The following is a 22,820-nucleotide window of genomic DNA, read 5'->3' as shown; positions in this document are numbered from 1 at the left end:
GCGTCGCCGGACGGACCGGTTTTCAATGCCTCGCGCGGAACGCTTGCGCGGGCCGCGGGTCACTCGCTTTAGCGGGCGGCCGCGCGACGCGTCTGCCGCCCACCGCCAACAGAGATGAGGAGCTGACATGAAGATCACCGGAGAGATGCTGATCGGCGCATCGGCCGTGCGGGGCACCGACGCCACGCTCCGCGCGTTCGACCCCGCGCGCAATGCCGATCTGGAGCCCGCGTTCGGCGGCGGCGGCGCGGCGGAAGTCGCGCGTGCGTGCGAGCTCGCCGAAGCCGCTTTCGACGACTATCGCCACGCGCCGCTCGAAACGCGCGCGCAGTTTCTCGAAGCGATCGCGGACAACATCATCGCGCTCGGCGACACGCTGATCGAGCGCGCGATGGCCGAATCCGCGCTGCCGAAGGCGCGCCTCGAAGGCGAGCGCGCCCGCACGGTGGGGCAATTGCGCCTGTTCGCGTCGCTCGTGCGCGAGGGCCGATGGCTCGCGGCCACGCTCGATTCCGCGCAGCCGGACAGAAAACCGCTGCCGCGTTCCGACCTGCGTTTACAAAAGATTCCCGTCGGGCCGGTCGCGGTGTTCGGCGCGAGCAACTTTCCGCTGGCGTTTTCGGTGGCGGGCGGCGACGCCGCGTCGGCGTTCGCGGCGGGGTGTCCCGTCGTCGTGAAATCGCATCCGGCGCATCTGGGCACCTCCGAGCTCGTCGGACGCGCGGTGCAGAAGGCGGTCGCGGACAGCGGCTTGCCCGAGGGCACGTTTTCGCTCGTCGTCGGCGCGGGCAATGCGATCGGCGAGGCGCTCGTCGCGCATCCGGCGATCCAGGCGGTCGGCTTCACCGGCTCGCGGCGCGGCGGGCTGGCGCTCGTCGATATCGCGGCGAAGCGGCCCGTGCCGATCCCGGTTTTCGCCGAGATGAGCAGCATCAACCCGGTGTTTGCGCTGCCGGGCGCGCTGGCGGCGCGCGGCGACACGCTGGCGGCGGCGTATGTCGATTCGGTCACGCTGGGCGTCGGCCAGTTCTGCACGAATCCGGGCCTCGTGATCGGCCTCGCGGATTCGGATCTCGATGACTTCATCGACAACGCCGCGACAGCGCTCGAAAAGAAGGGCACGCAGACGATGCTGACGGCGGGCATCGCGGCCGCGTACCAGGACGGCGTCAAGCATCGCGATGCGGCCGCGAAGCGCATCGCGACGGGCGAGAAGAGCGAGGCGTCGAGCGGCGCGCTGCCGGCGCTGTATCGCGTGAGCGCGGAGGAATTTCTCGCGAAGCCGCAACTGGCGGAAGAGATTTTCGGGCCGACTTCGGTGATCGTCGTGTGCGGCGACGAGGACGAGATGATTCTCGTCGCGCGCAGTCTCGAAGGTCAGCTGACCGCGACGCTCCTGATGGAGAAGGACGACGTCGAACTCGCGCGACGGCTCTTGCCGGTACTCGAACGCAAGGCCGGGCGGATTCTCGCGAACGGCTTTCCGACGGGCGTCGAGGTTTCTTACGCGATGGTGCACGGCGGGCCTTATCCGGCGACCTCCGACAGCCGCTCGACGTCGGTCGGCGCGATGGCGATCGAGCGGTTCCTGCGGCCGGTGTGTTATCAGGATCTGCCGGCGGCGCTGTTACCGCAGGCGCTCGCGGACGACAATCCGCTGTTGCTCTGGCGATTGCGGGACGGGCAACTTGGGCCTTATTGATCCGTGTGGTGAATAGAATGCGCTTTCAGAAAACCCATCAAAGGAGATAAGCCCACATGACAAGCGACTCGCGCCGTTACCCCGACCCCGCCGTGCGTGTGCTGGACCCGCGTTTCAACGCATTGCGCATCGCATCGGCGTCGGTGGAATGTCTTTATCAGGGCGCGCGCTGGTCCGAAGGGCCGGTCTGGTTCGGCGACGGCCGCTATCTACTCTGGAGCGATATCCCGAACAACCGCATCCTGCGATGGGACGAGGAGAGCGGTCAGGTCGGCGTGTTTCGCAAGCCGTCGAACAACGCGAACGGCAACACGCGTGATCGCGAAGGGCGGCTCGTCACCTGCGAGCATCTGGCGCGGCGCGTGACGCGCACCGAATACGACGGCTCCATCACCGTGATCGCGGACAGCTACGACGGCAAGCCGTTCAATTCGCCGAACGATGTCGTCGTGAAGTCGGACGGCTCGATCTGGTTCACCGATCCGACCTTCGGTATCGACGGCTTCTACGAAGGCGAGAAAAACGAAGCGCAGCTCAAGCCGTGCGTGTATCGCGTCGATGGCCAAAGCGGCGAAATCACGATGATGATCGATGCCTTCATCGGCCCGAACGGCCTCGCGTTCTCACCGGACGAGTCGGTGCTGTACGTCGTCGAATCGCGTGCGATACCGCGCAAGATCTACGCGTTCGACGTACTCGACGGCGGCCGCAGACTCGGCGAGCCGCGTGCTCTGATCGATGCGGAAGCGGGCACGCCCGATGGCTTTCGCGTCGACATTCACGGCAACCTGTGGTGCGGCTGGGGCATGGGCGACGCCGAACTCGACGGCGTGCGCGTGTTCACCGCGCAAGGCGAGGCGATCGGCCATATCGATTTGCCGGAGCGCTGCGCGAACGTGTGCTTCGGCGGGCGGCATCGGAATCGCCTGTTCATGGCGGCGAGCCACGGGCTTTATTCGCTCTATGTCAACACGCAGGGCGTGAAGGGCGGCTAGGCCTTCGCGATCTTTTCCATGATGCGCTCGGGATGCCTGCTCGCGGTGAACCCGTGCCGCGCGTAGAGCCCGTGCGCGTCGGATGTGACGAGCATCATGCGGCGCAACCCTTGCAGGTCGGGATGCGCCATCACGCATTGCATCATCCATTTGCCGAGGCCCGCGCCCTGATGCTCGGGCAGCACGAAGACGTCGGCGAGATAGGCGAAGGTCGCGGTGTCGGTGATCATGCGCGCGTAGCCGATCTGCGCGCTGCCGCGAAAGAGACCGAACGCGAGTGAATGGCGCGCGGCGCGCTCGACCTTCTCGCGCGCGATGCCCGGCGACCAATACGCCACTTCGCTCAGATAGCGGTGCACGACATCGAAGTCGAATTCATCGATGTCCGTGCTGAGCCGATACTCGTCCCGGGTCCACTGCATCGCATCGCTCCATGATCTTCATGAAGCGCCGAGCATAAGCGATCGACGCGCCGTGCTCCATGCACACTTCGCGCCTGTCAGTGTCAGTGCACGTTGTAGATGCGTCCGGTCTCCGCGCCCTCGACGCTGCGGCTGTACGCCAGCGCCACGCGCGCGCCGCTCGCCGCCTCGAAGCCGCGGAAATACGGACCGAAGCTTTCGCGGGCTTCTTCGAGCATCGTCGGGCTCACTACGTTGATGCGCAGGCCGCGCGGCAGTTCGATCGCCGCGCCGCGCACGAAGCCTTCGATCGCGCCGTTGACGGCCGCCGCGCTCGCGCCTTCGCGGATCGGCGCCGCGCCGACGATGCCGCTCGTCAGCGTGAACGAGCCGCCGTCGTTCAGAAAATCGCGCGCGGTGAGCACGAGATTGACCTGGCCCATCAGCTTGTCGTTGAGGCCGAGGCGGAACTGCTCGGGCGTCATCTTCACCAGCGGGCCGAAATGCACGTGACCGGCTGCCGCGACGATCGCATCGACACGGCCGATTTCATCGAAGAGCCGCTTGATGCTGGCGAGATCGAGCAGATCGACGCGATGCGCACCGCGCGTCGCACCGATTTCGAAGACTTCGTGACGGGCTTTGAGTTCGGCGGCGATCGCCCGGCCGACCGTGCCGGTTGCACCGATGACAGCGATTTTCATGATTGGGCTCGCAACGGTTGATGAACTTTGCATTGTGCGAGCGAGCGGACGCGCGAAAAAGGCGCGTCCGCTTCAAGGATTGCAAAGCGTGGGTTTCGAATGGCTATCGAGTAGCGAGGCGCGCGGGCATCGGCGAAAGAAGATATAGCGATGCCGCGAACTTGCAGACGAGTCCCGCGCCGCTGACGAACGCAGCCGCCGGAAACACGTGCCATTGCAGCGCGAGCGTGGGCGCCACGAGCGCGACCGAAGCGAAACCGAGGGCGACGGCGAGCCAGCGCGCCCATTGCAGCCGCGACGCGACGCACACGTAAAGCAAGCCGACCAGCACGCGCGAAGCGACCGATGCCGCGAGCGGATGGCTCGACGCGTCGCCCGGAAGGCCGATGGCGAGCGTCAGCGCGAACTCCGCCCAGGAGAGCGCGTAGGCCGCGCCGAGGCACGCGATCGCGGATGTGAAGCGCTGCTCGGGCGTCACGGTGTGGCGGGTCGTCGTCTGAAGCTGCGCCGGTTCCTCGGATTCCGGCGGACAGGCGTCGTAGGCGTGGATCGTCGTCATCTGGTCTTTCCCCTTTGTCGATTCCGGGCGGTCGTCTTGTCGGCCGGGATCGCATTTGCTGCGATGCGGCGCTTCGTTGGCCGTGTCACTGCGCATACGCCGTGCCTGCTCCGGGGAACACGTATTGCTTCCCATCATATTGACGACTTAACGACCACAGGAGAGCGCGATGAACAACGTAAAGGAACAACGTCCTCATTCGGAACGTGACGAAGACGATCTGGACAAGGCTGTCGAAGACACTTTTCCCGCAAGCGATCCGCCCGCGACGGGCGGCGTGACGCGCATCGAATCCGATGATGAAGAGAAAAACAAAAAGCAGGAACGCTGAACGCAACTGAAGGCAGAAAGAGCCGCATATTCCATGCGGCTCTTTGCTTATGAATGAACGGTGTCTTCAGCCACGCTCGAGTTCGAACAGCCGGGAAGGCCGCATGTGATTGAGCGCATAGTGCTTGCGTCCGCGCAAGGTGTGGCCATGCGGATCGCGGCCTTCGAAGCGGAACTTGTCTTCAACCTCGGGCACAGTCGGCGCGACCATGCCGCGATCGATCAGGCGATAGCCGCGTTCGAGCGCAAGCAAGACACCATTGCGTCCAGGACGGCTGTCGAAGCCACCGAGGCCGTCGCCCGGTTCGGGCACGTAGTTCACCGGCGTCGCATTCGAGTTGATGACCGAGTCCGGCTCGCGTGCGAGCATCTCCGCCTCGCGCCGCGCGTGGATGCTCTTCGCGTCGGCATCGACGGTGTCATCGGGTCCGTCGTCGTTCGCGACATCGACACCGCGCGGTGGCTTTTCATAAAGACCTTGCGGACCGACATGCATGCCTTCCTTCGTCGTTTCCGCTTTCACGGCAGCGCCTGCGCCCGCATGCGCTTCGCCGCCCGAGGCGGCCTTCATCGCGTCGCTCATCTTCACGTGAGCCGTTTCCGCGGCGGGCGTTTTGATCGGGCTATCGGCGATCTGATCCTTCTGCTTGTCCTGCGTCTGCTGCGTCTGGTTCGATTCATCGTTGCTCATCGCATTGCTCCGTTGGACCTGAATTGACCAAGCCCGCACGCAAGACTCGTTCCGGCTATTTGGCGACGGAACCGCGAGCCTTGCCGGAGGGCGCCTTATCGGATACCCAAAATTTCAGGCTTTTTTTTCGACCCCAAGCCGATTTCCTGCAAGTATTATTTGGAACCTGTCGGCGGCAAAGCGCAACAGAAAGAGATGCGAGCAATCAGGAGGGCGCGTCTCGTTGCCGTCGAAGAAGAGCAATGCGATTCGAACGAGCAGGGCACTTTCACACAGGTGACTCATGCAACACGATGCAGCCTTCTCACATCGAGGCTACCTTCTAAACTGCGCGCCCGCCCGGGCCGGAGATGGCAGCTATCAGCCGTATGTGGTGATCTCGCGATCGAGCGATGGCGAACTCGTCGCGAACCGCTTCTTCCCATCGGACCTGCGATTTCGCAGCGAGGGCGATGCCATCGCGCACGCGCGCGACTGGGCCGTGCGCTGGATCGACGCAAGCAACGTGACAGTGTGAGCGATGTCCGGATGAAACAGCGGGACCACCGGCGCGCGAGCCGCCGGGCGGCAGGCTTCTCCAAAACGGGTTACCCTTGACGTTTCATCCGTCGTGCACGAGCGCGGCGGCCGTTTCTCTTGCTTCATGGCCGACATGCAGAACACGCCCACGCCCGGCACCCTACCGCCCATCGAAACATCCCGCGACACCGCACGCGACACGCCTCACGAGTGGGGCCTCGCGCAGATCGTCGCGGACTTGCGCCAGTCGCGCGAAGAACTGCATCGCACGCGGCATCCGCTCGGCATACGTGAGCTGCCTTCACGCGACGCGATCGTCAAAATCGTGAACGGCTTGCGCTCGGCGCTCTTTCCCACGCATTACGGCGCGCCCGATCTGACCGACGAAAGCGTCGATTACTACGTCGGCCAGACGCTCGAAAGTAACTTGCGTCTGCTGCACGAGCAGATTCGCCGCGCGCTGCGCTTCCTGCCCGAGCATCGCGATACGAGCGATGCCGATCTTTCCGCGCATGCCTTCGCGATCGCGCGTGAATTCGGCTCGCAGTTGCCGCAGATTCGCGCGTTGCTGGTCAGCGATATCCAGGCCGCGTTCACGGGCGATCCGGCCGCGCAGCACATCACCGAGATTCTGCTGTGCTATCCGGGCATCTGGGCGATGACGCATCATCGTCTCGCGCACGCGTTGCACAAGCTCGGCGTGCCGCTGCTCGCGCGCTTCATCAACGAGATTGCGCATTCATTGACGGGCATCGACATTCATCCGGGCGCGACCATCGGGCCGAGTTTCTTCATCGATCACGGCACGGGCGTGGTGATCGGCGAGACCGCGGTGATCGGCCAGCATGTGCGCGTCTATCAGGCGGTGACGCTCGGCGCGAAGAGCTTTCCTTCGATGAGCGATGGCTCTCTCGTCAAAGGCAACGCGCGGCATCCGGTCGTCGAGGACGATGTCGTGATTTACGCGGGCGCAACCATTCTCGGCCGCGTGACCATCGGCAAAGGTTCGGTCATCGGCGGCAATGTGTGGCTCACGCACAGCGTGCCGCCGGGCAGCAACGTGTCGCAGGGCAAGATTCGCGAGGGCAGCGGGCCCGATGCGCCGGGCAACGGATTCGGCGCATGAAACGACGAAAGGGCCGCGAGGCCCTTTCTTTTTGCGTGCGCGTGTTTGCGATGGCCGTTACGTGTTCGATACGCTGAACGCGTTCTGATCGCTGACGATGGAAAGAAATTCGCGGCGCGTAGAGGGATCGTCGCGGAACGAACCGAGCATGCGCGACGTGACCATCGAAACGCCCGCCTTGTGCACGCCGCGCGTCGACATGCATTGATGCGCGGCCTCGAGAATGACGCCGACGCCGAGCGGCTGCAGCACCTCGTTCAGCGTATCCGCGATCTGCGCGGTCATCTTCTCCTGAATCTGCAGACGCTTGGCGAAAGCATCGACGAGACGCGCGAGCTTCGAAATGCCGACGACGCGCTTGTTCGGAAGATACGCGACATGCGCGCGGCCGATGATCGGCACCATATGGTGTTCGCAATAACTTTCGAAACGAATGTCCTTGAGGACGATCATCTCGTCATAGCCTTGCACTTCGGAAAACGTGCGCGCGAGAATTTCGTGCGGATTTTGCGTATAGCCTGCAAAGAACTCTTCATATGCACGCACGACACGGCCCGGTGTATCGAGCAGACCTTCGCGCCTCGGGTCGTCGCCGGCCCAGCGCAACAGAACACGCACGGCGGCTTCGGCTTCCTCGCGGGTCGGACGATCGGCTGTGTCAGCGGGCATGTCCGAGCCTGAAAGATGGTTTTTGCGCGGGGCGCTCATCGAAAGCTCCTGTCAGTCAAGATGCAATTAGTGCATATGGCACCCCGCCATTGTTCCACGTTTCCGAAGATCGATATGCGTGTCAGGTTTTTCCGCCGCCATCGATACCCGAACCCGTGCGCCATGCCTGCTTGCCTTCCTCTGACAACTGGCCGCTGCTGTGATCCTTGTCGGGTTGCGTGCCGGGCTCGGCCATAGGCCCGCCCGGCTGTTCCTGCGAGGTTTGCTGCTTGCCCTTGCGCTGCGCGATGCGGTCTTCCTGAGAACGTCCGGCGTAATTGCTCATGTCGCTGCTCCTTTCGAATTGATGCGATGAAAGGCGCGCAAGACGCGTTCCAGGCGGCTATTGGACGTACTGCAAGATCACGCCGGCTTGCCTTCGACGCCGCCGAGCACCATCCACGAAATGCCGAACTTGTCGGCCACCATGCCGAAGCGCTTGGCGAAGAACGTTTGCGTCAGCGGCATCTGCACCTGCCCGCCGTTGGCGAGCGCGTTGAAGTATTTTTCCGCCTGCTGTTCGTCGTCGACCGTGAGCGAGAGCGATACGCCCTTGAACTCCGGCTTGCCGCTGCACATGCCGTCGGAACCCATCAGCATGGAATCGCCGACGGTGAAGGCCGAGTGCATGATCTTGTTTTCCGATCCCGGCGGAATGCCGCAGCCGCTGGCCGTTTCAGCCTTGCCGGCTTCCGGGTTTTCGCTGTAGCGCATCATCATGACGACTTGCGCGCCCAGGTTCTCGCGATAGAACGTAATCGCTTCTTCGCAGCGGCCTTCGAAAAACAAATAGGGTTGCACTTGCATGTCTGCTCCTTGGGTTTATGACTTCTCGTCAGGGTCCATATCCATCACGAGCGGCACCGATGCGTGTTCATGCACGACACGCCAGTCGCCGTCGATCTTCCTGAAGCACACGGTGGCGCGCACGATGTCTTCCTGCTCGCCCACGGCGACGCGGTTGACGGTGTGCGCATAAGCCAGATCGCCGCTCGCGGCGACTTCCACTTCCCGCATCTCGAACGCGAGCGGGCCTTTCATGCTGTCGAACCAGCGCCGCCAGTTCTCGCGATAGTGCTCGACGCCTCGAATAGACGCGGGCGGCACGACATCGAACACGACGACATCCGGCGCGTAATGGCTGACGAGCGCATCGACGTCTTTCGCGAGCACGGCCTGCCGCCACGCTTCGATCAGTTCGCGAATACGCGCGACATCTTCATTCGCATGCGCACGATCGTTCTGGTTTGTCATGGCTGCCTCCTTCGTATGACGGTCCGCATTGCACACGATGCCGCCGCGTCGTGACAAAGCAACGGCAAGCACCGACACGGAATTATTTTTTGCGTTGTGTACACCGTCCACAAAAAGTAGCAGAGATAATGGACAGTGTCCACATATGGAAAGCCCGACGAATCGAAATGACAAATGGCAAGCCGCGCAGCACCTACCGGCATGGGGATTTGCGACGCGCGCTGATTGATGCGGGCATCGAGCTGGCGCGCGAAGGCGGGCCGGATGCGATCGTGCTGCGTGAGGCGACACGTCGCGCGGGCGTGGTTCCGAATGCGGCCTATCGTCACTTCGAGAGCCGTCAGGAATTGCTATCGGCGGTGCGCTCTGCGGCGCTGTCGTTCGTCGCGCAGGCGATGGAAGAGGAACTGGCGGCGCGCCCGAGAAAGCGTCGCCGCGCCGATGCGGCACGCGCGGGATTGCGGGCTATCGGAACAGGTTATCTGCGCTTTGCGCAGACGGAAACGGGGCTCTTCCGCACGGCCTTCGTGGCGCCGCAAGCGGAATGGGCAGAGCATGACGGGACGTATGGCGCGGGGCCGAGCGGACTCGATCCGTTTGAGTTGCTCAGCCGCGCGCTGGACGAGATGGTGGATGCGGGCGCGCTCGAAGCGACGCGCAGGCCAGAAGCGGAATATCTCGCGTGGAGCGCCGTGCATGGTTTCGCGCTGCTCGTGATCGAAGGCCCGTTGCAGGGGTTGAAACGCGCGCAGATCGAGCCGCTTGCCGGGCGCCTGCTCGATATGGTCGAAAGCGGGCTTTGAAGCATGTGTCGCGCGGGACGTTGCTTCAGTGCGTTACCGGAGGCACCAGTTCCACGGGAAGCGGCACCGAAGTATGGACGTGACTGATCAGCCAGTCTTCGTCGGTCTTCGACAGGACCAGCGTGGTTCTGACGAGATCATGCGTTTGCCCGGTATTGATCCGGGTGACGCAGAACACCGTGCCGAGATCGCCGTTCACCTGCATGACGGCGTTCTCGAGTTCGAACGAAATCGGTCCATCGAGCTTGTCGAACCAGCCTTGCCAGACGGCGCAATGCCCCTCGGCGCCCTGGTGAGCGAGCGGTGGAAAGATATCGAACACGACAACATCGTCCGCGTAGAACGGCCTCATGTTGCGCGCGTCTTTCGTTGCCGCGGCTTTGGCCCATGCCTTCAGCACGGCTTCGATCTGTTGTGCCGACTGTACGGCTTCGTTTAATCTGGTCACGCTAACCTCCCGGTTTCGATGAAGCTGTCACTATGCCGGGGTCGCGCGCGAATGAGGAGAGGCTTTCGTGAAACGATGAATTTTGCGTTCGCTGAAAAAGGAACGCGCCGCATCGGGCGGCGCGATTCACCTGCTTATTTCGACTTCGCCGGCCGGCTCTCATCGGCTATCGGCTCGACCACGCTGAAGAGCAACAACAGGCACAGCGCCGCCGTTCCGACCATGTACAGGAAGACCGCGGTCCAGCTATAGCTGTCGAGCAGCATGCCGACCGCCAGCGGCGCGCACGCGCCACCGATCTGACCCAGCGAGTTCACGATGCCGAAGGCCGTCGGATACGTGGCTTTGGTCGCGAGGCCCATCGGATATGCGGAGTAACCCGCGAAGCCGATGCCGAGCATGAGGCCCGCCAGCATCAGCGCTGCGCCGAGGTACGCGACGCTGTCGGGTGCATCGATGAGCAGGAAGGTCATGATCATCGTGCCGAGTGCGCCGAGCATCATCATCGGCTTGCGGCGGCCGCCGAGCAGGCGGTCCGAGATGATGCCGCCGAGCATGTTGCCCGTCACCGCGCCGATGAACGGCGCCGATGCGAGAAAGCCCATCTTTACCGAAGCAAAGCCCTTCACCGTGACGAGATAAGTGGGAATCCACGAGATAAAGATATTGCTGATGCCGATCATGCAGCCATAACCGAGCGCGATGCCGAAGATATTCCACGAGCCGAACACCTGACGAATCGTTTCGAGCTGCGGCACGCGCTTCGTGCGATTGATCACGTCGAGCCGGGGCATCGGCGTCATGTGCGCGCGGGACAGCGACTTGCCGTCGTTGCCGCCGACGGTCGTTTCATCGGCGATATAGCGGCGTTCGGCGGGCGAGCAAAAGCGGTTTTCGCCCGGCGAGTTGGTGACGAAGAACATCCACACCACCGCGAGCAGAATGCCCGGCACCGCGAACACATAGAAGATCTCGCGCCATCCCCACAACTGAATCACGATGATGCATACCGAAGGCACGATCAGCGGTCCGAGTTTCGATGCCGCGATCCACAAGCCCGTGGCCGTGCCTTTTTCCTTCGAGGGGAACCAGCGATTGATGACGTTCGTGCAGCCGATGCCGAGCGGCCCTTCCGATAGACCGAGCCCTACGCGATACGTCATCAGCAGAATGACCGACGACGTGGTGCCCATCAATCCCGTGAACACGGAAGTGAGGATCATAAAGACCGAGAACAGCAAGCCAGTGGTCCTGTCGCTGAGCCGCTTAAAAAGCAGTCCGACGGGAATCTGCACGAAGCCATACGCGAACGAGAACAGGCTCACGATCAGACCGGCCTGCGTGTTGGTGATGTGATATTCCTTCTTCAGATACGGCAACGCGATGCCGAAGTTGGCGCGATCCGCACACGCGATCGCCCAGATGCAGAAGATCAGTCCCATCACGACCCAGCGGTGCTTCGTGCGCTTCTCCGCGACAGGTTCGGCCTTCGAAGGAGCAATGATGCCGTCGGCGTTATTCATCACGATGCCTCCCTTCCTGCTTGCGCTGCGACTTGAAGGAGGCGAATCGATGCAATGCGGGTAGGGCGCAGGCTCACGCTGTTGTCTCCGATTTCATTTTCAAGGCTTTATTGTCGATATGCCTTCTGATGCTTCGAATTGTGGAGAGGGTGCGCAATAGCGTCCAATCTTTTATTGCTATTACCTGATTCCCGGATTGAATCGATCGATTCGTGGATCAATTGATAGCCTTTTGGGATTGGACGTCTCCGGTAAAAGCCGACATCATCCGCTCCACATCGGAAACGAACACCACGGAGCACGCGAATTGAAGCCGAGCATTCTGCAATTGAACCCGATCCTCGTACCCGCCATCAACGACAAGCTGGATGCGCTCTACACGATGCATCGCCTCTTCGAACAAGAGGATAAGGACGCGTATATCCGCGAGCACGGCGCATCGATTCGCGGCGTGATCACCGGCGGGCATACGGGCATCTCGAACGATCTCATCGAGCGCTTGCCCGCGTTGCAGGTGATCGCGGTGAACGGCGTCGGCACCGATGCGGTCGATCTCGAATTCGCACGCTCGCGCGGCCTTCCGGTGACGGGCACGTTCGGCGCGTTGACCGAGGATGTCGCCGATCTCGCGATCGGTTTGATCCTGACCGCGCTGCGCGAGATTTGCCCCGGCAACGATTTCGTGAAGACGGGCCAATGGGTGAAGAACCCGAGCCCGAGCGCGATTCCGCTGTCGCGCCGTTTCAGCGGCAAGCGCGTGGGGATCGTGGGTCTCGGCAAGGTGGGCCGCGCGATCGCGCAGCGCGCAGCCGCGTTCAACTGCCCAATTGCTTATACCGATATGCGCCAGATGGACGATGTCGAATATCGCTTCGTGCCGGATCTGCTTTCGCTCGCGCGCGAAAGCGACATTCTCGTGCTCGCCGCCGCGGCCGACAAGGCCAAAGGCATCGTGAATGCCGCCGTGCTCGATGCATTGGGCAAGGACGGTTATCTCATCAACATCGCGCGCGGCAAACTCGTGGTGGAAAGCGATCTCGTCGAAGCGCTGTCGCGTGGCGCGATCGCGGGCGCGGGCCTCGATGTGTTCGTCGATGAACCGAACGTGCCGGCTGAATTGTTCGATATGGATCGCGTCGTGCTGCAGGCGCATCGCGCGAGCGCGACGGTGGAATCGCGTACTGCGATGGGCGAGATGGTGCTCGCGAGTCTCGCGCAGGGTCTCGCGGGTCAGCGTCCGGAAGGCAGTCTCACGACCTGATGCACGCGCATGAACCCGTCCGGGGCGAACATATAATGATCGGCTATCACTTCAACGTCGATTACGAATGCTCGATCTCGGACAAGTGCGTTGCTTCGTTGCGGCCGCGACGGAGCTGAACTTCAGGCGCGCGGCCGCTTTGCTCAACATGACGCAGCCGCCGCTTTCCAGGCAGATTCATCTTCTCGAAGAGAATCTGGGCGTGAAGCTGTTCGAGCGCGTTGGCCGCACGGTCAGGCTGACCACGGAAGGGCGCGTGTTTCTCGCGGATGCGGCGCGCCTGCTCAATCTGGCCGAGCAGGCCGAAAGCACCGTGCGGCGCGCGAACAAGGGCAAGACCGGACGTGTGCGCATCGGCTTCACGGGCGCCGCGGGTTATGAGTTGATACCCGAATTGCTCGTCGCGGCGAAGCACGATCTGCCGGATATCGATGTCGTACTGCTCGAAATGATTTCCGTCGCGCAGATCGAAGCTTTCGAGGCGAACGCAATCGATCTCGGCTTCATGCGGCCGCTACCGTCGCGGCAGAAAGTGGAGTTCCTTCTCGTCGACCGCGAGCCGATGATCGTCGCGCTGCCGGCAGGACACGCGCTGTGCCGCTTCGATCGACTCGAACTTGCGCAGTTGCACGAGCAGGCGTTCATCATGCACTCGCCGACGCACGGCAAATACTTCCACGATCGCATCGTGAGCATGCTCGTTGCCGATGAAGTGAAGCCGCATTTCACGCAATACATCGATCAGACGCCGACCATTCTGTCGCTCGTTCGCGCGGGGCTCGGCGTTTCGATCCTGCCGGCGTCATCGCGGCGATTTCATTACGACAATGTCGAGTTCAGGGATATTGCCGGCAATACCGTGCAGGCCGAAATGAGCATGGCATGGCGTTCCGATCAGGACAATCCCGCCGTCACGGCTTTCAGGCACATGGCGGCGGAATACTTCGCTAAGCGGCGTTCCTGATCTGATGCGCGGTTGCGTCGATGGCGGCTTTGGCCTTGTCGACGATCTCGTCTATTTCGTCATGCGTGATGACGAGCGGTGGCGACAACAACATGCGATCGTGACTCGCGCGCATCACGAGATTGCCTGCGAAACAAAAGTCGCGGCATATCGTGCCGATATCGTCGCCGTTCGAAAAGCGCTTCCTCGTCGCGTGATCTTCGGCAAGCTGAATGCCTGCGACGAGTCCCGCGCCCGCAATTTCGCCGACGATAGGATGATCGCCCAGCGCATCACGCAAACGCTTCTGGAAATACGGACCTGCATCGTGCTTGACGCGCGCGACGATGCCTTCGTCCCTCAACAGCTTCAGATTGGCCACCGCAACCGCGGCCGCTACCGGATGCCCCGAATACGTGAATCCGTGATTGAACTCGCCGCTATTCACGATCGCATCCGCGATGCGATCCGACAACGCGACCGCGCCCATAGGCACATAGCCGCTTGTCAGGCCTTTGGCCATCGTGATGAGGTCGGGCTCGAAACCGAAGTGCTCGTGCGCGAACCATTCGCCCGTGCGCCCGAATCCGCCGATCACTTCATCGGCGATCAGCAGCACATCATGCTTGCGGCAGATGCGTTCGATTTCCGGCCAATAGCTCGATGGCGGAAAGATGACGCCGCCCGCGCCCTGGAACGGCTCGCCGATGAACGCCGCGACGTTTTCAGCGCCTAGCTCGACAATCTTTTCTTCGAGCTGACGCGCACGTGCGACGCCGAATGCTTCTGCATCCATCGCGCCGCCTTCGCCGAACCAATACGGCTGATCGATATGCGCGACATGCTCCATCTTCGATGGCATCTGCTCGTGCATGTAGCTCATGCCGCCGAGCGTCGCGCCGGCGATGGTCGAGCCGTGATACGCGTTCGTGCGGGCGATGACATAGCGTTTCGCCGGCCGGCCTTGCACGGCCCAATAACGATGCACCGCGCGTAACGCCGTGTCGTTGGCTTCCGAGCCGCTGCTGCAATAGAGAAAGCGATTGAACTTCGCGGGCGCGATCTCCGCGAGCAGCGCGGACAACTCGATCACCGGCGGATGCGTCGTCTTGAAGAAGGTGTTGTAGAAGGGCAGTTCGTGCATCTGTTTGAGCGCGGCATCGGCGAGTTCGCGGCGTCCATAACCGACGTTCACACACCACAATCCCGCCATGCCATCGATGATGCGATTACCTTCCGAGTCCTGGAGATACACGCCCTCGGCCTTCACGATCACGCGGCTGCCCGCGCGATTGAGCTCGCCCATATCGGAGAAAGGATGCAGATGATGCGCGGCATCGAGCGCGCGGTAATGCGCCGTCGAATCGAATCGATCGTTCATGTCGTCGTCTCCGTTTAAACGTGCAGCAGAAGATGTTTGCGTTCCCACGAGCTGATCACGCGGAAGAACGCCTCGTATTCGGTTTCCTTCAGCGCCAGGTAGGCGCGCACGAACTTCTCGCCGAACATGTCGGCAAGCGGCTCGCATGCACCCATCAGCGTGAGACCTTCATCGAGATTGCGCGGTAACTGATACGGCTGGCGATAGCCATCGCTCGCGAGCGGCTCGGTCGGCTCCAGATGCTGCGTCATGCCGAGATAACCCGCGGCCAGCGTCGCCGCGATCGCGAGATAGGGATTGCAATCAACGCCCGGTATGCGATTCTCGATGCGCCGCGCCTGCGGCGACGCATGCGGCACGCGAAAGCCCACGGTGCGGTTGTCGTAGCCCCATTGCACGTTGATCGGCGCGGCCATGAAGCGCGATAGCCTGCGATACGAATTGATGTACGGCGCGAAGATCGGCATCAACGCGGGCGTATATTTCTGCAGGCCCGCAATGTAGCTATGGAACAGGCCCGTAGGTTCGCCGTCGCGATTCGTGAAGAGATTGCGGCCGGTCTCTTCATCGATGACGCTCTGATGAACGTGCATCGCCGATCCCGGCTCGTTCTCCATCGGCTTCGCCATGAAGGTCGCGTACATCTTGTGACGCAGCGCCGCTTCGCGCACCGTGCGCTTGAAGAGAAACACGCGATCCGCGAGATTGAGCGCGTCGCCGTGCATGAAGTTGATTTCCATCTGCGCAGCGCCGACTTCGTGAATCAGCGTGTCCACTTCGAGCTCCTGCACCTCGCAATACTCGTAGATGTCTTCGAAGAGCGGATCGAACTCGTTCACTGCATCGATCGAATACGCCTGTCGTCCCGTTTCCGCGCGGCCGGTTCTGCCGACGGGCGGCTGCAAGGGCAGATCGGGATCGCGATTCATATCGACGAGAAAGAACTCCAGCTCGGGCCCGACGACAGGACGCCAGCCTTTCGCGGCGAACTTCTGCAGCACTTGTCTCAACACGCGTCGCGGCGAAATCGCGACGGGCGTGCCGTCGAAATGCACGCAATCGTGGATGACCTGCGCCGTGGGATCGGTGGCCCACGGAATCAGGCGGATCGTCGCGGGATCGGGCACGCACACCATGTCGGGATCGGTGACGCCGGTGAAGCTGCCATCGACGGGATAGTCGCCCGTGACCGTCTGGATCATCACGGCTTGCGGCAGGCGCATCGATTCGCCCGACTCGAACTTGCTGCGCGGAATGATCTTGCCGCGCGCGGTGCCCGCCATGTCGGGAATGATCGCTTCAACTTCGGTGATGTGATGTTTGCGAAGGAATTCGTCGATGCGTTCCATTTTCGTTCTCGTGTTTTAAAGGCGCGCATGCTTCCACGGCCTTCGCGATGCATCGCAAAGGCGCAAGTAAGGAAGGCGCGCGCATTCACGCGTGCGGACGCACGCGCGCGGACCAGTCAGTCAGGAAAGGGAAAACGGAAGAGGCGCTACGGCAGCAATGAAGCCGCACCGACGCAATGCACGGCGATGAACGCGCGCGCGGAAATGGCGTTGCGACGCCGCACGCAGCGGCGGGAGAGGACGGTCAGAACCGAATGGAAGCGGCGATCGGGAAGCTTGCCGCAGCGATCGGCGCAGGAGCCGCGGCTCCGACGTGCCAGAGGGCTTTGGACTCTCACGATAAGACTCGTTTGGCGAGTGGATTGGCAGAGCGATTGCGGAAACCGACAATTGCCCTTCAATGAGCATATACAAGCCATAAACGCCGTCAATACGTTTTTTCCAGCGGCCGCGCGCCGTGGTCATTTCGGCGGGCAGGGAGCATGTTGCTCAATTCATCGATAATGTCGGCTCTTTCAGCCGATACCTTCACTGAGCCCGATGCTCGCCAACCTGCTCGTCCAACTCGTCAACGGCCTCGCCGACGCCTGCGCGCTCTTTCTCGTCGCGTCGGGTCTGTCGCTGATCTTCGGCGTCACGCGCATCGTCAACTTCGCGCATGGCTCGCTCTATATGCTCGGCGTGTATGTCGCGTATAGCCTCACGAGCCGCTTCGGCGAGAGCGTCGCGGGCTTCTGGGCGTCGATGATCGGCGCGGCGCTCGTCGTCGGCGCAATCGGCGCGGCGATCGAAGTGAGCGTGCTGAGGCGCATCTACCGCGCGCCCGAGCTGTTTCATCTGCTGGCGACGTTCGCGCTGGTCCTGATCATTCGCGATGCGGCGCTCTATGTGTGGGGACCGGAGGATCTGTTCGGCCCGCGCGCGCCGCATCTGGAGGGGGCCGTGCAGATGCTCGGCCATGCGTTGCCCGCTTACGATCTCGCGTTGATCGTCATCGGGCCACTGGTGCTGCTCGCGCTCTGGTATGCGCTCACGCGCACGCGCTGGGGCACGCTCGTGCGCGCGGCGAGCGCGGATCGTGAAATGCTCGGCGCGCTCGGCGTCAATCAGGCGTGGCTCTTCACCGGCGTGTTCTTCGTGGGCGCATTGCTCGCGGGACTCGGCGGCGCGCTTCAGGTGCCGCGCATGTCGGCGAATCTGTCGCTGGATATCGAAACCATCGGCAATGCGTTCGTTGTCGTCGTGGTCGGCGGCATGGGTTCGATTCCGGGCGCGTTCGTCGCGGCGCTGTTGATCGCGGAGATCAAGGCGATGTGCATCGGCATCGGGCATGTGTCGATCGCGGGCATCGACTTTTCTTTGTCGAAGTTCACGCTCGTCGCGGAGTTCGTCGTGATGGCCGTCGTGCTCGTGCTGCGTCCGTGGGGACTCTTCGGCCGTGCGCAGACGATCGCACGTTCCGCCGCGCCCGCCGACCGGCCCTTGCGTCCCGCCACGCGCAACATGAAGATCGCCGCGGCTGTCGCGGGAATCGCGCTCGCACTCGCGCCGCTCGCCGCCGATGCGTTCCCGTACATGCCCGTGCTGTTCGTCGAGATCATGATCGCGGTGCTGTTCGCGGCAAGCCTGCACTTCATCATGGGACCGGGCGGCATGCATTCGTTCGGCCACGCGGCTTACTTCGGGCTCGGCGCATACGGCGCGGCGTTGTTCCTCAAAGTATTCGCGCTGCCGATGGAAGCCGCGCTCGTGCTCGGTCCGCTCATCGCGGGCATCGGCGCGATCGTGTTCGGCTGGTTCTGCGTGCGCCTGTCGGGCGTCTATCTGGCGATGCTCACGCTCGCGTTCGCGCAGATCGTCTGGTCCGTCGTCTTTCAATGGGATGCAGTGACGGGCGGCAGCAACGGCATACTGGGTATCTGGCCGTCGCCGTGGCTTGCATCGCCTGTCGCGTTCTACTACCTCACGCTCGTGTTCGCGGTGATCGGCGTCTGGCTGCTGCGTCGCATGCTCTTCTCGCCGCTCGGCCTCGCGATGCGCGCGGGTCGCGATTCGCCCTTGCGCGCCGAAGCGATCGGCATCGATGTCGCGCGCGTGCAATGGGCCGTGTTCGTCATCGCCGCGCTCGTATGCGGACTCGCGGGCTCGCTATACGCGTTCTCGAAGGGCAACATCTCGCCCGAAGCGATCAGCGTGGGCCGTTCCGTCGATGGGCTCGTGATGGTCCTGCTCGGCGGCATCCAGACGCTCGCCGGCCCTATCGTCGGCGCGAGCGTGTTCACGTGGCTGCAGGATACCGTCGCGCGTCAGACCGACTATTGGCAAGCGCTGCTCGGCGCCGCGATTCTCGTGCTCGTCATCGCGTTTCCGCAAGGCATCGCGGGCTTCGTGCGCGATCGCTTCTTCCGGGAGGCGCAATGACGCTGCTCTCGATCGCGCATCTGTCGAAGTCGTTCGACGGCGTGCAAGCCGTCGACGACGTGTCGTTCGATCTCGAACGAGGGCAGTTGCTCGCGCTGATCGGCCCGAACGGCGCGGGCAAATCGACGTGCTTCAACATGATCAACGGCCAGCTCAAACCGGGCGCGGGCGCGATCCGCTTCGACGGCCACGACATCGCGGGCATGCGTCCACGCGATATCTGGCGCAGGGGCGTGGGCCGCACGTTCCAGATCGCCGCGACCTTCAATTCGATGACCGTGCTCGAAAACGTGCAGATGGCGTTGCTCTCGCGCGAACGGCGCATCTACAGTCTTTTCGGGCGCGCCGCGTCGTTCAGGGAAGATGAAGCGATGGCCTTGCTCGATCTCGTCGGCATGACGGCGCACGCGCGGCGCAGTTGCGCGGTGCTCGCATACGGCGACGTGAAGCGTGTCGAACTGGCTATCGCGCTGGCGAATCATCCAAAGCTTTTGTTGATGGACGAACCGACCGCGGGCATGGCGCCGCAGGAACGCAATGAACTGATGGCGCTTACCGCGCGTCTCGCGAAAGAGCGCGACATTGGCGTGCTGTTCACGGAGCACAGCATGGACGTGGTGTTCTCGCATGCGGACAAGCTCATCGTGCTTGCGCGTGGCCGCCTCATCGCACAGGGCGACGCCGAAGCCATCCGCAACGATGCACGCGTGCGCGAGGTCTATCTCGGCACGGGCGCATCGTTCGCGCCGCGCGCGGGAGCATTGACATGACGCTTCTGAAAGTCGAAGCGCTGAATGCGTTCTATGGCCGCGCGCAGATCCTGTTCGACGTCGGCTTCGAAGTCGGCCGCGGTGAAGTGGTCGCGTTGATGGGCCGCAACGGCGCGGGTAAATCCACGACGATGAAAGCAGTGATGGGACTCTTGCCGCGCACATCGGGCACAGTGTCGTTCATGGGCGAGAACATCGCGGGCATGGCGCCGTATCGCATCGCGCGTAGGGGCTTGGGTTATGTGCCGGAAGATCGCCGCGTGTTCGGCGATCTCACCGTGATGGAGAATCTCGACACGGGCCGCCAGCCGCCGCGCGAGAACGCGCCGTTATGGACGCCCGACAAGCTCTTTCGCGTATTCCCGAATCTCGGCGAAATGCGCGAGCGCCGCGCGAGCCGCATGAGTGGCGGCGAGCAGCAGATGCTCACCGTATCGCGCACATTGATGGGCAATCCGCGCCTCGTGCTGCTCGACGAGCCATCGGAAGGTGTTGCGCCCGTGATCGTCGAACAGATGGCCGATATGATTCTCGAACTGAAGCGCGAAGGACTCGCGATTCTTCTGTCGGAACAGAACCTGCACTTCGCGGAACTCGTCAGCGACCGCGTGTATGTGCTGGAGAAAGGCCAGATACGCCATGAAGGCGCGATGAACGCATTCGCACGCGACGATGCCGCGCGCCGCGAGTTCCTTGGCGTATGAACGAAACGAATCCAAACAGAGAGGACAAAACCCGATGACGCCACCGCGCTTTACCATCGCCGCCATTGCGGCGAGTCTCGCATTCGCCGCGCACGCCGATACCATCAAGATCGGCGAGATCAATAGCTATAAGGCACAACCTGCATTTCTTCTGCCGTACAAGAACGGCTGGAATCTCGCGCTCGACGAGATCAACGCGGCGGGCGGCATCGATGGCAACAAGCTCGAAGTCGTCTCCCGCGACGACAACGGCAATCCCGGCGATACCGTTCGCGTCGCGCAGGAACTCGTCGCGCGCGAGCAGGTGAAGCTGTTGTTCGGCGGTTATCTGTCGAACACGGGCCTGGCGCTTGCGGACTATGCGAAGCAAAGGCGCATCTTCTTCCTCGCGGCCGAGCCGCTCACCGACAAGATAGTCTGGCAGGACGGCAACAAGTACACGTATCGTCTGCGCCCATCGACGTACATGCAGGTCGCGATGCTCGTGCCCGAGGCCGCGAAGCTCAAAAAGAAGCGCTGGGCGCTCGTCTATCCGAACTACGAATACGGCCAGTCGGCGGTGGCCACGTTCAAGCGCTTGCTGAAGGCGGCGCAACCGGATGTCGAATTCGTCGCGGAGCAGGCGACGCCGCTCGGCAACGTCGATGCGGGCGCGGTGACGCAGGCGCTCGCCGATGCGAAGCCCGACGCCATCTTCAACGTGCTGTTCAGCGCGGACCTCGGCAAGTTCGTGCGCGAGGGCAACACGCGAGGACTCTTCAAGGATCGCGCGGTCGTGTCGCTTCTGACGGGCGAGCCGGATTATCTCGATCCGCTCGGCAAGGAAGCGCCGGTTGGCTGGATCGTCACGGGTTATCCGTGGTATTCGATCGATACGCCGGCGAACAGGAAATTCGTCGCCGCTTATGAGGCCAAGTATCACGACTATCCGCGCCTGGGCTCGGTGGTCGGTTATACGGCGATGATGTCGATCGCCAATGGCCTGAAGAAAGCCGGCTCACCCGACGCCGACAAGCTCGCCGCCGCATTCAAGGGCTTGCCCGTCGATACGCCGTTCGGCCCGATCATCTACCGCAAGCAGGACAACCAATCGACGATGGGCGCCTATGTCGGCGTGACGGGCCAGAAGGACGGCAAGGGCGTGATGACATCGTTCCGTTATGTCGATGGCGCGAGCGTGCAGCCATCGGATGAAGAAGTGAAGAAGCTGCGTCCGGCGGAATGACGCGTCACGCTTTGGGGAAGGGCTTGCTGACGAACTTCGAACCGGCAAGCCCGAAGCGCCAGGGCACGTCGATCGCCTTGGTGATGCCGATGCGCGGCCCGTGAACGATAGGGAAGTCTTCCTCGGGCGGCTCGATATGAAACGGCGCTTCGAGCAGCGACATGCCGTTGTTTCTGTGCGTGATGCCGAGCGCCTGGGCGGCGCGGCCCGGTCCGGAGCATAGGAGTCTGATCGGCTCCAGTCCACGACGCTCGCGCATTACGTCGATGCCGACGAGCGGTTCGATCGCGCGAATCAGCACACCGGCGCCGTGGCCGGCTTCGCGGCACACGAAGTTCAGGCACCAGTGAATGCCGTAGGAACGGTAGACATAGGCGTAGGCGGGCGGCCCGAACATGACCGCGTTGCGCGGCGTTGGTCCGGAGAAGCTATGCGAGGCGGGGTCCACGCGGTCATAGGCCTCCGTTTCGACGATACGGCCGCCGACACCGTCGACGGTCACGATCGCGCCGATGAGGCGTTGCGCGACGATCTCGGACGAGGCTCTGAAGTCGATGGGTTTGGGCTTCTTGTTCACAAGCGGTATTTTAGCTGCGGGTGAGGGTGGATTTGTTTTGTTGCCGGATCCCGTAATCGCGGTGGTCTATTAGCACTGCCCCTCCCCGGGGCGGGGGTCACTTTCTTTGCTGCTGCAAAGAAAGTAACCAAAGAAAGCAGCTTCTCACCGCCCGCGGTCACACGCAGTTTAGCCATGCTTGCCAGCCGCCGGTGGCCCTCGCCTAAGTGTCGCCCTCGAAGGCCCAGTCGGGCTTGGCTCGCGCACGGTCTGACACATCGCACCACAGAACAAACTGGTTCAGCACCAGATAGCTCCGGCCCGCTTCGCGGCCGATGGGTCAATCGGGTTTGCGCGTGCTTCTTCCTCGATGGTTTCCCTCGCATACCCCACGGCAGCGCGTAGCGCTGTGCCGGAGCTATTTGGTGCTGAACCAGCGCGCCAAAC

The 22,820-nt window shown here is 62.7% G+C and carries 25 protein-coding genes; 12 read left to right on the top strand and 13 right to left on the bottom strand.

Translation table 11 applies throughout. The features are described from left to right. Window positions 1–127 precede the first annotated feature (127 nt). A complete protein-coding gene (locus PQR08_RS18730; RefSeq protein WP_250484958.1) occupies window positions 128–1,702 on the top strand; it encodes an aldehyde dehydrogenase (NADP(+)) in 1,575 nt (524 codons plus the stop codon). Window positions 1,703–1,758: 56 nt separating this feature from the next. Continuing rightward, the gene (locus PQR08_RS18725) at window positions 1,759–2,697 is read left to right on the top strand and encodes an SMP-30/gluconolactonase/LRE family protein (protein ID WP_250484957.1); all 939 of its coding nucleotides are present in this window, start codon (window positions 1,759–1,761) and stop codon (window positions 2,695–2,697) included. On the opposite strand, the gene PQR08_RS18720 is transcribed toward PQR08_RS18725, so the two are convergent. From PQR08_RS18720 to PQR08_RS18710, 3 genes are all read right to left on the bottom strand, one after another. After that, on the bottom strand, window positions 2,694–3,119 hold the full coding sequence (locus tag PQR08_RS18720) for a GNAT family N-acetyltransferase (protein WP_250484956.1): 426 nt from the start codon (window positions 3,117–3,119) through the stop codon (window positions 2,694–2,696). The two genes, PQR08_RS18725 and PQR08_RS18720, sit on opposite strands and share 4 nt — an antisense overlap. 83 nt (window positions 3,120–3,202) lie before the next feature. Then, window positions 3,203–3,805 (bottom strand): short chain dehydrogenase, encoded by a 603-nt coding sequence (locus PQR08_RS18715; RefSeq protein WP_250484983.1) that lies wholly within the window; start codon window positions 3,803–3,805, stop codon window positions 3,203–3,205. A 100-nt stretch (window positions 3,806–3,905) separates the two neighbouring features. Continuing rightward, complete coding sequence (locus PQR08_RS18710) at window positions 3,906–4,361, bottom strand: hypothetical protein (RefSeq protein ID WP_187607987.1); 456 nt, start codon at window positions 4,359–4,361, stop codon at window positions 3,906–3,908. A gap of 169 nt (window positions 4,362–4,530) precedes the next feature. Here PQR08_RS18710 and PQR08_RS18705 point away from each other — a divergent pair, with 169 nt between their 5' ends. After that, on the top strand, window positions 4,531–4,692 hold the full coding sequence (locus PQR08_RS18705; protein ID WP_187607986.1) for a hypothetical protein: 162 nt from the start codon (window positions 4,531–4,533) through the stop codon (window positions 4,690–4,692). A 66-nt stretch (window positions 4,693–4,758) separates the two neighbouring features. On the opposite strand, the gene PQR08_RS18700 is transcribed toward PQR08_RS18705, so the two are convergent. Next, window positions 4,759–5,382: a DUF3005 domain-containing protein gene (locus tag PQR08_RS18700; protein WP_250484955.1), complete on the bottom strand. Its 624-nt coding sequence runs from the start codon at window positions 5,380–5,382 to the stop codon at window positions 4,759–4,761. 283 nt (window positions 5,383–5,665) lie between these two features. On the opposite strand from PQR08_RS18700, the gene PQR08_RS18695 reads away from it, so the two are divergent. Both PQR08_RS18695 and epsC read left to right on the top strand, forming a co-directional pair. After that, window positions 5,666–5,899 (top strand): hypothetical protein, encoded by a 234-nt coding sequence (locus tag PQR08_RS18695; RefSeq protein WP_035507299.1) that lies wholly within the window; start codon window positions 5,666–5,668, stop codon window positions 5,897–5,899. A 126-nt stretch (window positions 5,900–6,025) separates the two neighbouring features. Continuing rightward, window positions 6,026–7,027: a serine O-acetyltransferase EpsC gene (epsC, locus tag PQR08_RS18690; protein ID WP_408162085.1), complete on the top strand. Its 1,002-nt coding sequence runs from the start codon at window positions 6,026–6,028 to the stop codon at window positions 7,025–7,027. A 57-nt stretch (window positions 7,028–7,084) separates the two neighbouring features. On the opposite strand, the gene folE is transcribed toward epsC, so the two are convergent. From folE to PQR08_RS18670, 4 genes are all read right to left on the bottom strand, one after another. Continuing rightward, window positions 7,085–7,735 (bottom strand): GTP cyclohydrolase I FolE, encoded by a 651-nt coding sequence (folE, locus tag PQR08_RS18685; RefSeq protein ID WP_250484954.1) that lies wholly within the window; start codon window positions 7,733–7,735, stop codon window positions 7,085–7,087. A gap of 82 nt (window positions 7,736–7,817) precedes the next feature. Then, complete coding sequence (locus PQR08_RS18680) at window positions 7,818–8,021, bottom strand: hypothetical protein (RefSeq protein WP_035507304.1); 204 nt, start codon at window positions 8,019–8,021, stop codon at window positions 7,818–7,820. 77 nt (window positions 8,022–8,098) lie between these two features. Further along, entirely contained in the window at window positions 8,099–8,542 is a 444-nt protein-coding gene (locus PQR08_RS18675) for a VOC family protein (protein ID WP_035507307.1), read from the bottom strand. A 15-nt stretch (window positions 8,543–8,557) separates the two neighbouring features. Beyond that, on the bottom strand, window positions 8,558–8,989 hold the full coding sequence (locus PQR08_RS18670) for a YybH family protein (protein ID WP_238213288.1): 432 nt from the start codon (window positions 8,987–8,989) through the stop codon (window positions 8,558–8,560). Window positions 8,990–9,156: 167 nt separating this feature from the next. Here PQR08_RS18670 and PQR08_RS18665 point away from each other — a divergent pair, with 167 nt between their 5' ends. Then, window positions 9,157–9,792, top strand: a complete 636-nt coding sequence (locus PQR08_RS18665; RefSeq protein ID WP_250484953.1) for a TetR/AcrR family transcriptional regulator — start codon at window positions 9,157–9,159, stop codon at window positions 9,790–9,792. A 25-nt stretch (window positions 9,793–9,817) separates the two neighbouring features. Here the strand turns inward: PQR08_RS18665 and PQR08_RS18660 are convergent, their stop codons facing one another. After that, the gene (locus PQR08_RS18660) at window positions 9,818–10,240 is read right to left on the bottom strand and encodes a YybH family protein (protein WP_250484952.1); all 423 of its coding nucleotides are present in this window, start codon (window positions 10,238–10,240) and stop codon (window positions 9,818–9,820) included. 134 nt (window positions 10,241–10,374) lie between these two features. After that, a complete protein-coding gene (locus PQR08_RS18655; RefSeq protein ID WP_250484951.1) occupies window positions 10,375–11,763 on the bottom strand; it encodes an MFS transporter in 1,389 nt (462 codons plus the stop codon). Between the two features lie 307 nt (window positions 11,764–12,070). On the opposite strand from PQR08_RS18655, the gene PQR08_RS18650 reads away from it, so the two are divergent. Both PQR08_RS18650 and PQR08_RS18645 read left to right on the top strand, forming a co-directional pair. Further along, window positions 12,071–13,024, top strand: a complete 954-nt coding sequence (locus PQR08_RS18650; protein ID WP_250484950.1) for a 2-hydroxyacid dehydrogenase — start codon at window positions 12,071–12,073, stop codon at window positions 13,022–13,024. Between the two features lie 67 nt (window positions 13,025–13,091). After that, window positions 13,092–13,988: a LysR family transcriptional regulator gene (locus PQR08_RS18645; RefSeq protein ID WP_250484948.1), complete on the top strand. Its 897-nt coding sequence runs from the start codon at window positions 13,092–13,094 to the stop codon at window positions 13,986–13,988. Here the strand turns inward: PQR08_RS18645 and PQR08_RS18640 are convergent. Next, complete coding sequence (locus PQR08_RS18640) at window positions 13,972–15,348, bottom strand: aspartate aminotransferase family protein (protein WP_250484946.1); 1,377 nt, start codon at window positions 15,346–15,348, stop codon at window positions 13,972–13,974. The two genes, PQR08_RS18645 and PQR08_RS18640, sit on opposite strands and share 17 nt — an antisense overlap. 14 nt (window positions 15,349–15,362) lie before the next feature. Next, a complete protein-coding gene (locus PQR08_RS18635; RefSeq protein WP_035507325.1) occupies window positions 15,363–16,697 on the bottom strand; it encodes a glutamine synthetase family protein in 1,335 nt (444 codons plus the stop codon). A gap of 540 nt (window positions 16,698–17,237) precedes the next feature. Here PQR08_RS18635 and PQR08_RS18630 point away from each other — a divergent pair. The 4 genes from PQR08_RS18630 to PQR08_RS18615 are packed head-to-tail and all read left to right on the top strand — an operon-like array spanning window position 17,238 to window position 21,817. Next, a complete protein-coding gene (locus PQR08_RS18630; RefSeq protein WP_250484944.1) occupies window positions 17,238–19,118 on the top strand; it encodes an ABC transporter permease in 1,881 nt (626 codons plus the stop codon). Further along, on the top strand, window positions 19,115–19,888 hold the full coding sequence (locus tag PQR08_RS18625; RefSeq protein WP_250484942.1) for an ABC transporter ATP-binding protein: 774 nt from the start codon (window positions 19,115–19,117) through the stop codon (window positions 19,886–19,888). The genes PQR08_RS18630 and PQR08_RS18625 overlap by 4 nt, the downstream gene beginning before the upstream one ends. Continuing rightward, window positions 19,879–20,592 (top strand): ABC transporter ATP-binding protein, encoded by a 714-nt coding sequence (locus PQR08_RS18620; protein ID WP_250484981.1) that lies wholly within the window; start codon window positions 19,879–19,881, stop codon window positions 20,590–20,592. Before PQR08_RS18625 ends, PQR08_RS18620 begins: the two co-directional genes overlap by 10 nt. Before the next feature lie 34 nt (window positions 20,593–20,626). Continuing rightward, a complete protein-coding gene (locus tag PQR08_RS18615) occupies window positions 20,627–21,817 on the top strand; it encodes an ABC transporter substrate-binding protein (RefSeq protein ID WP_250484941.1) in 1,191 nt (396 codons plus the stop codon). 4 nt (window positions 21,818–21,821) lie between these two features. Here the strand turns inward: PQR08_RS18615 and PQR08_RS18610 are convergent, their stop codons facing one another. Further along, window positions 21,822–22,394, bottom strand: coding sequence for a DNA-3-methyladenine glycosylase (locus PQR08_RS18610; protein ID WP_250484940.1), 573 nt, complete (start codon window positions 22,392–22,394; stop codon window positions 21,822–21,824). Window positions 22,395–22,820 lie beyond the last annotated feature (426 nt).

The sequence above is a fragment of the Caballeronia jiangsuensis genome, assembly GCF_046030135.1.
In the GTDB taxonomy this organism is placed as follows: Bacteria; Pseudomonadota; Gammaproteobacteria; order Burkholderiales; family Burkholderiaceae; genus Caballeronia; species Caballeronia jiangsuensis.
The sequence above is the reverse complement of the archived record's forward strand: the minus strand, read 5'-3'. Positions and strand labels throughout refer to the sequence as shown.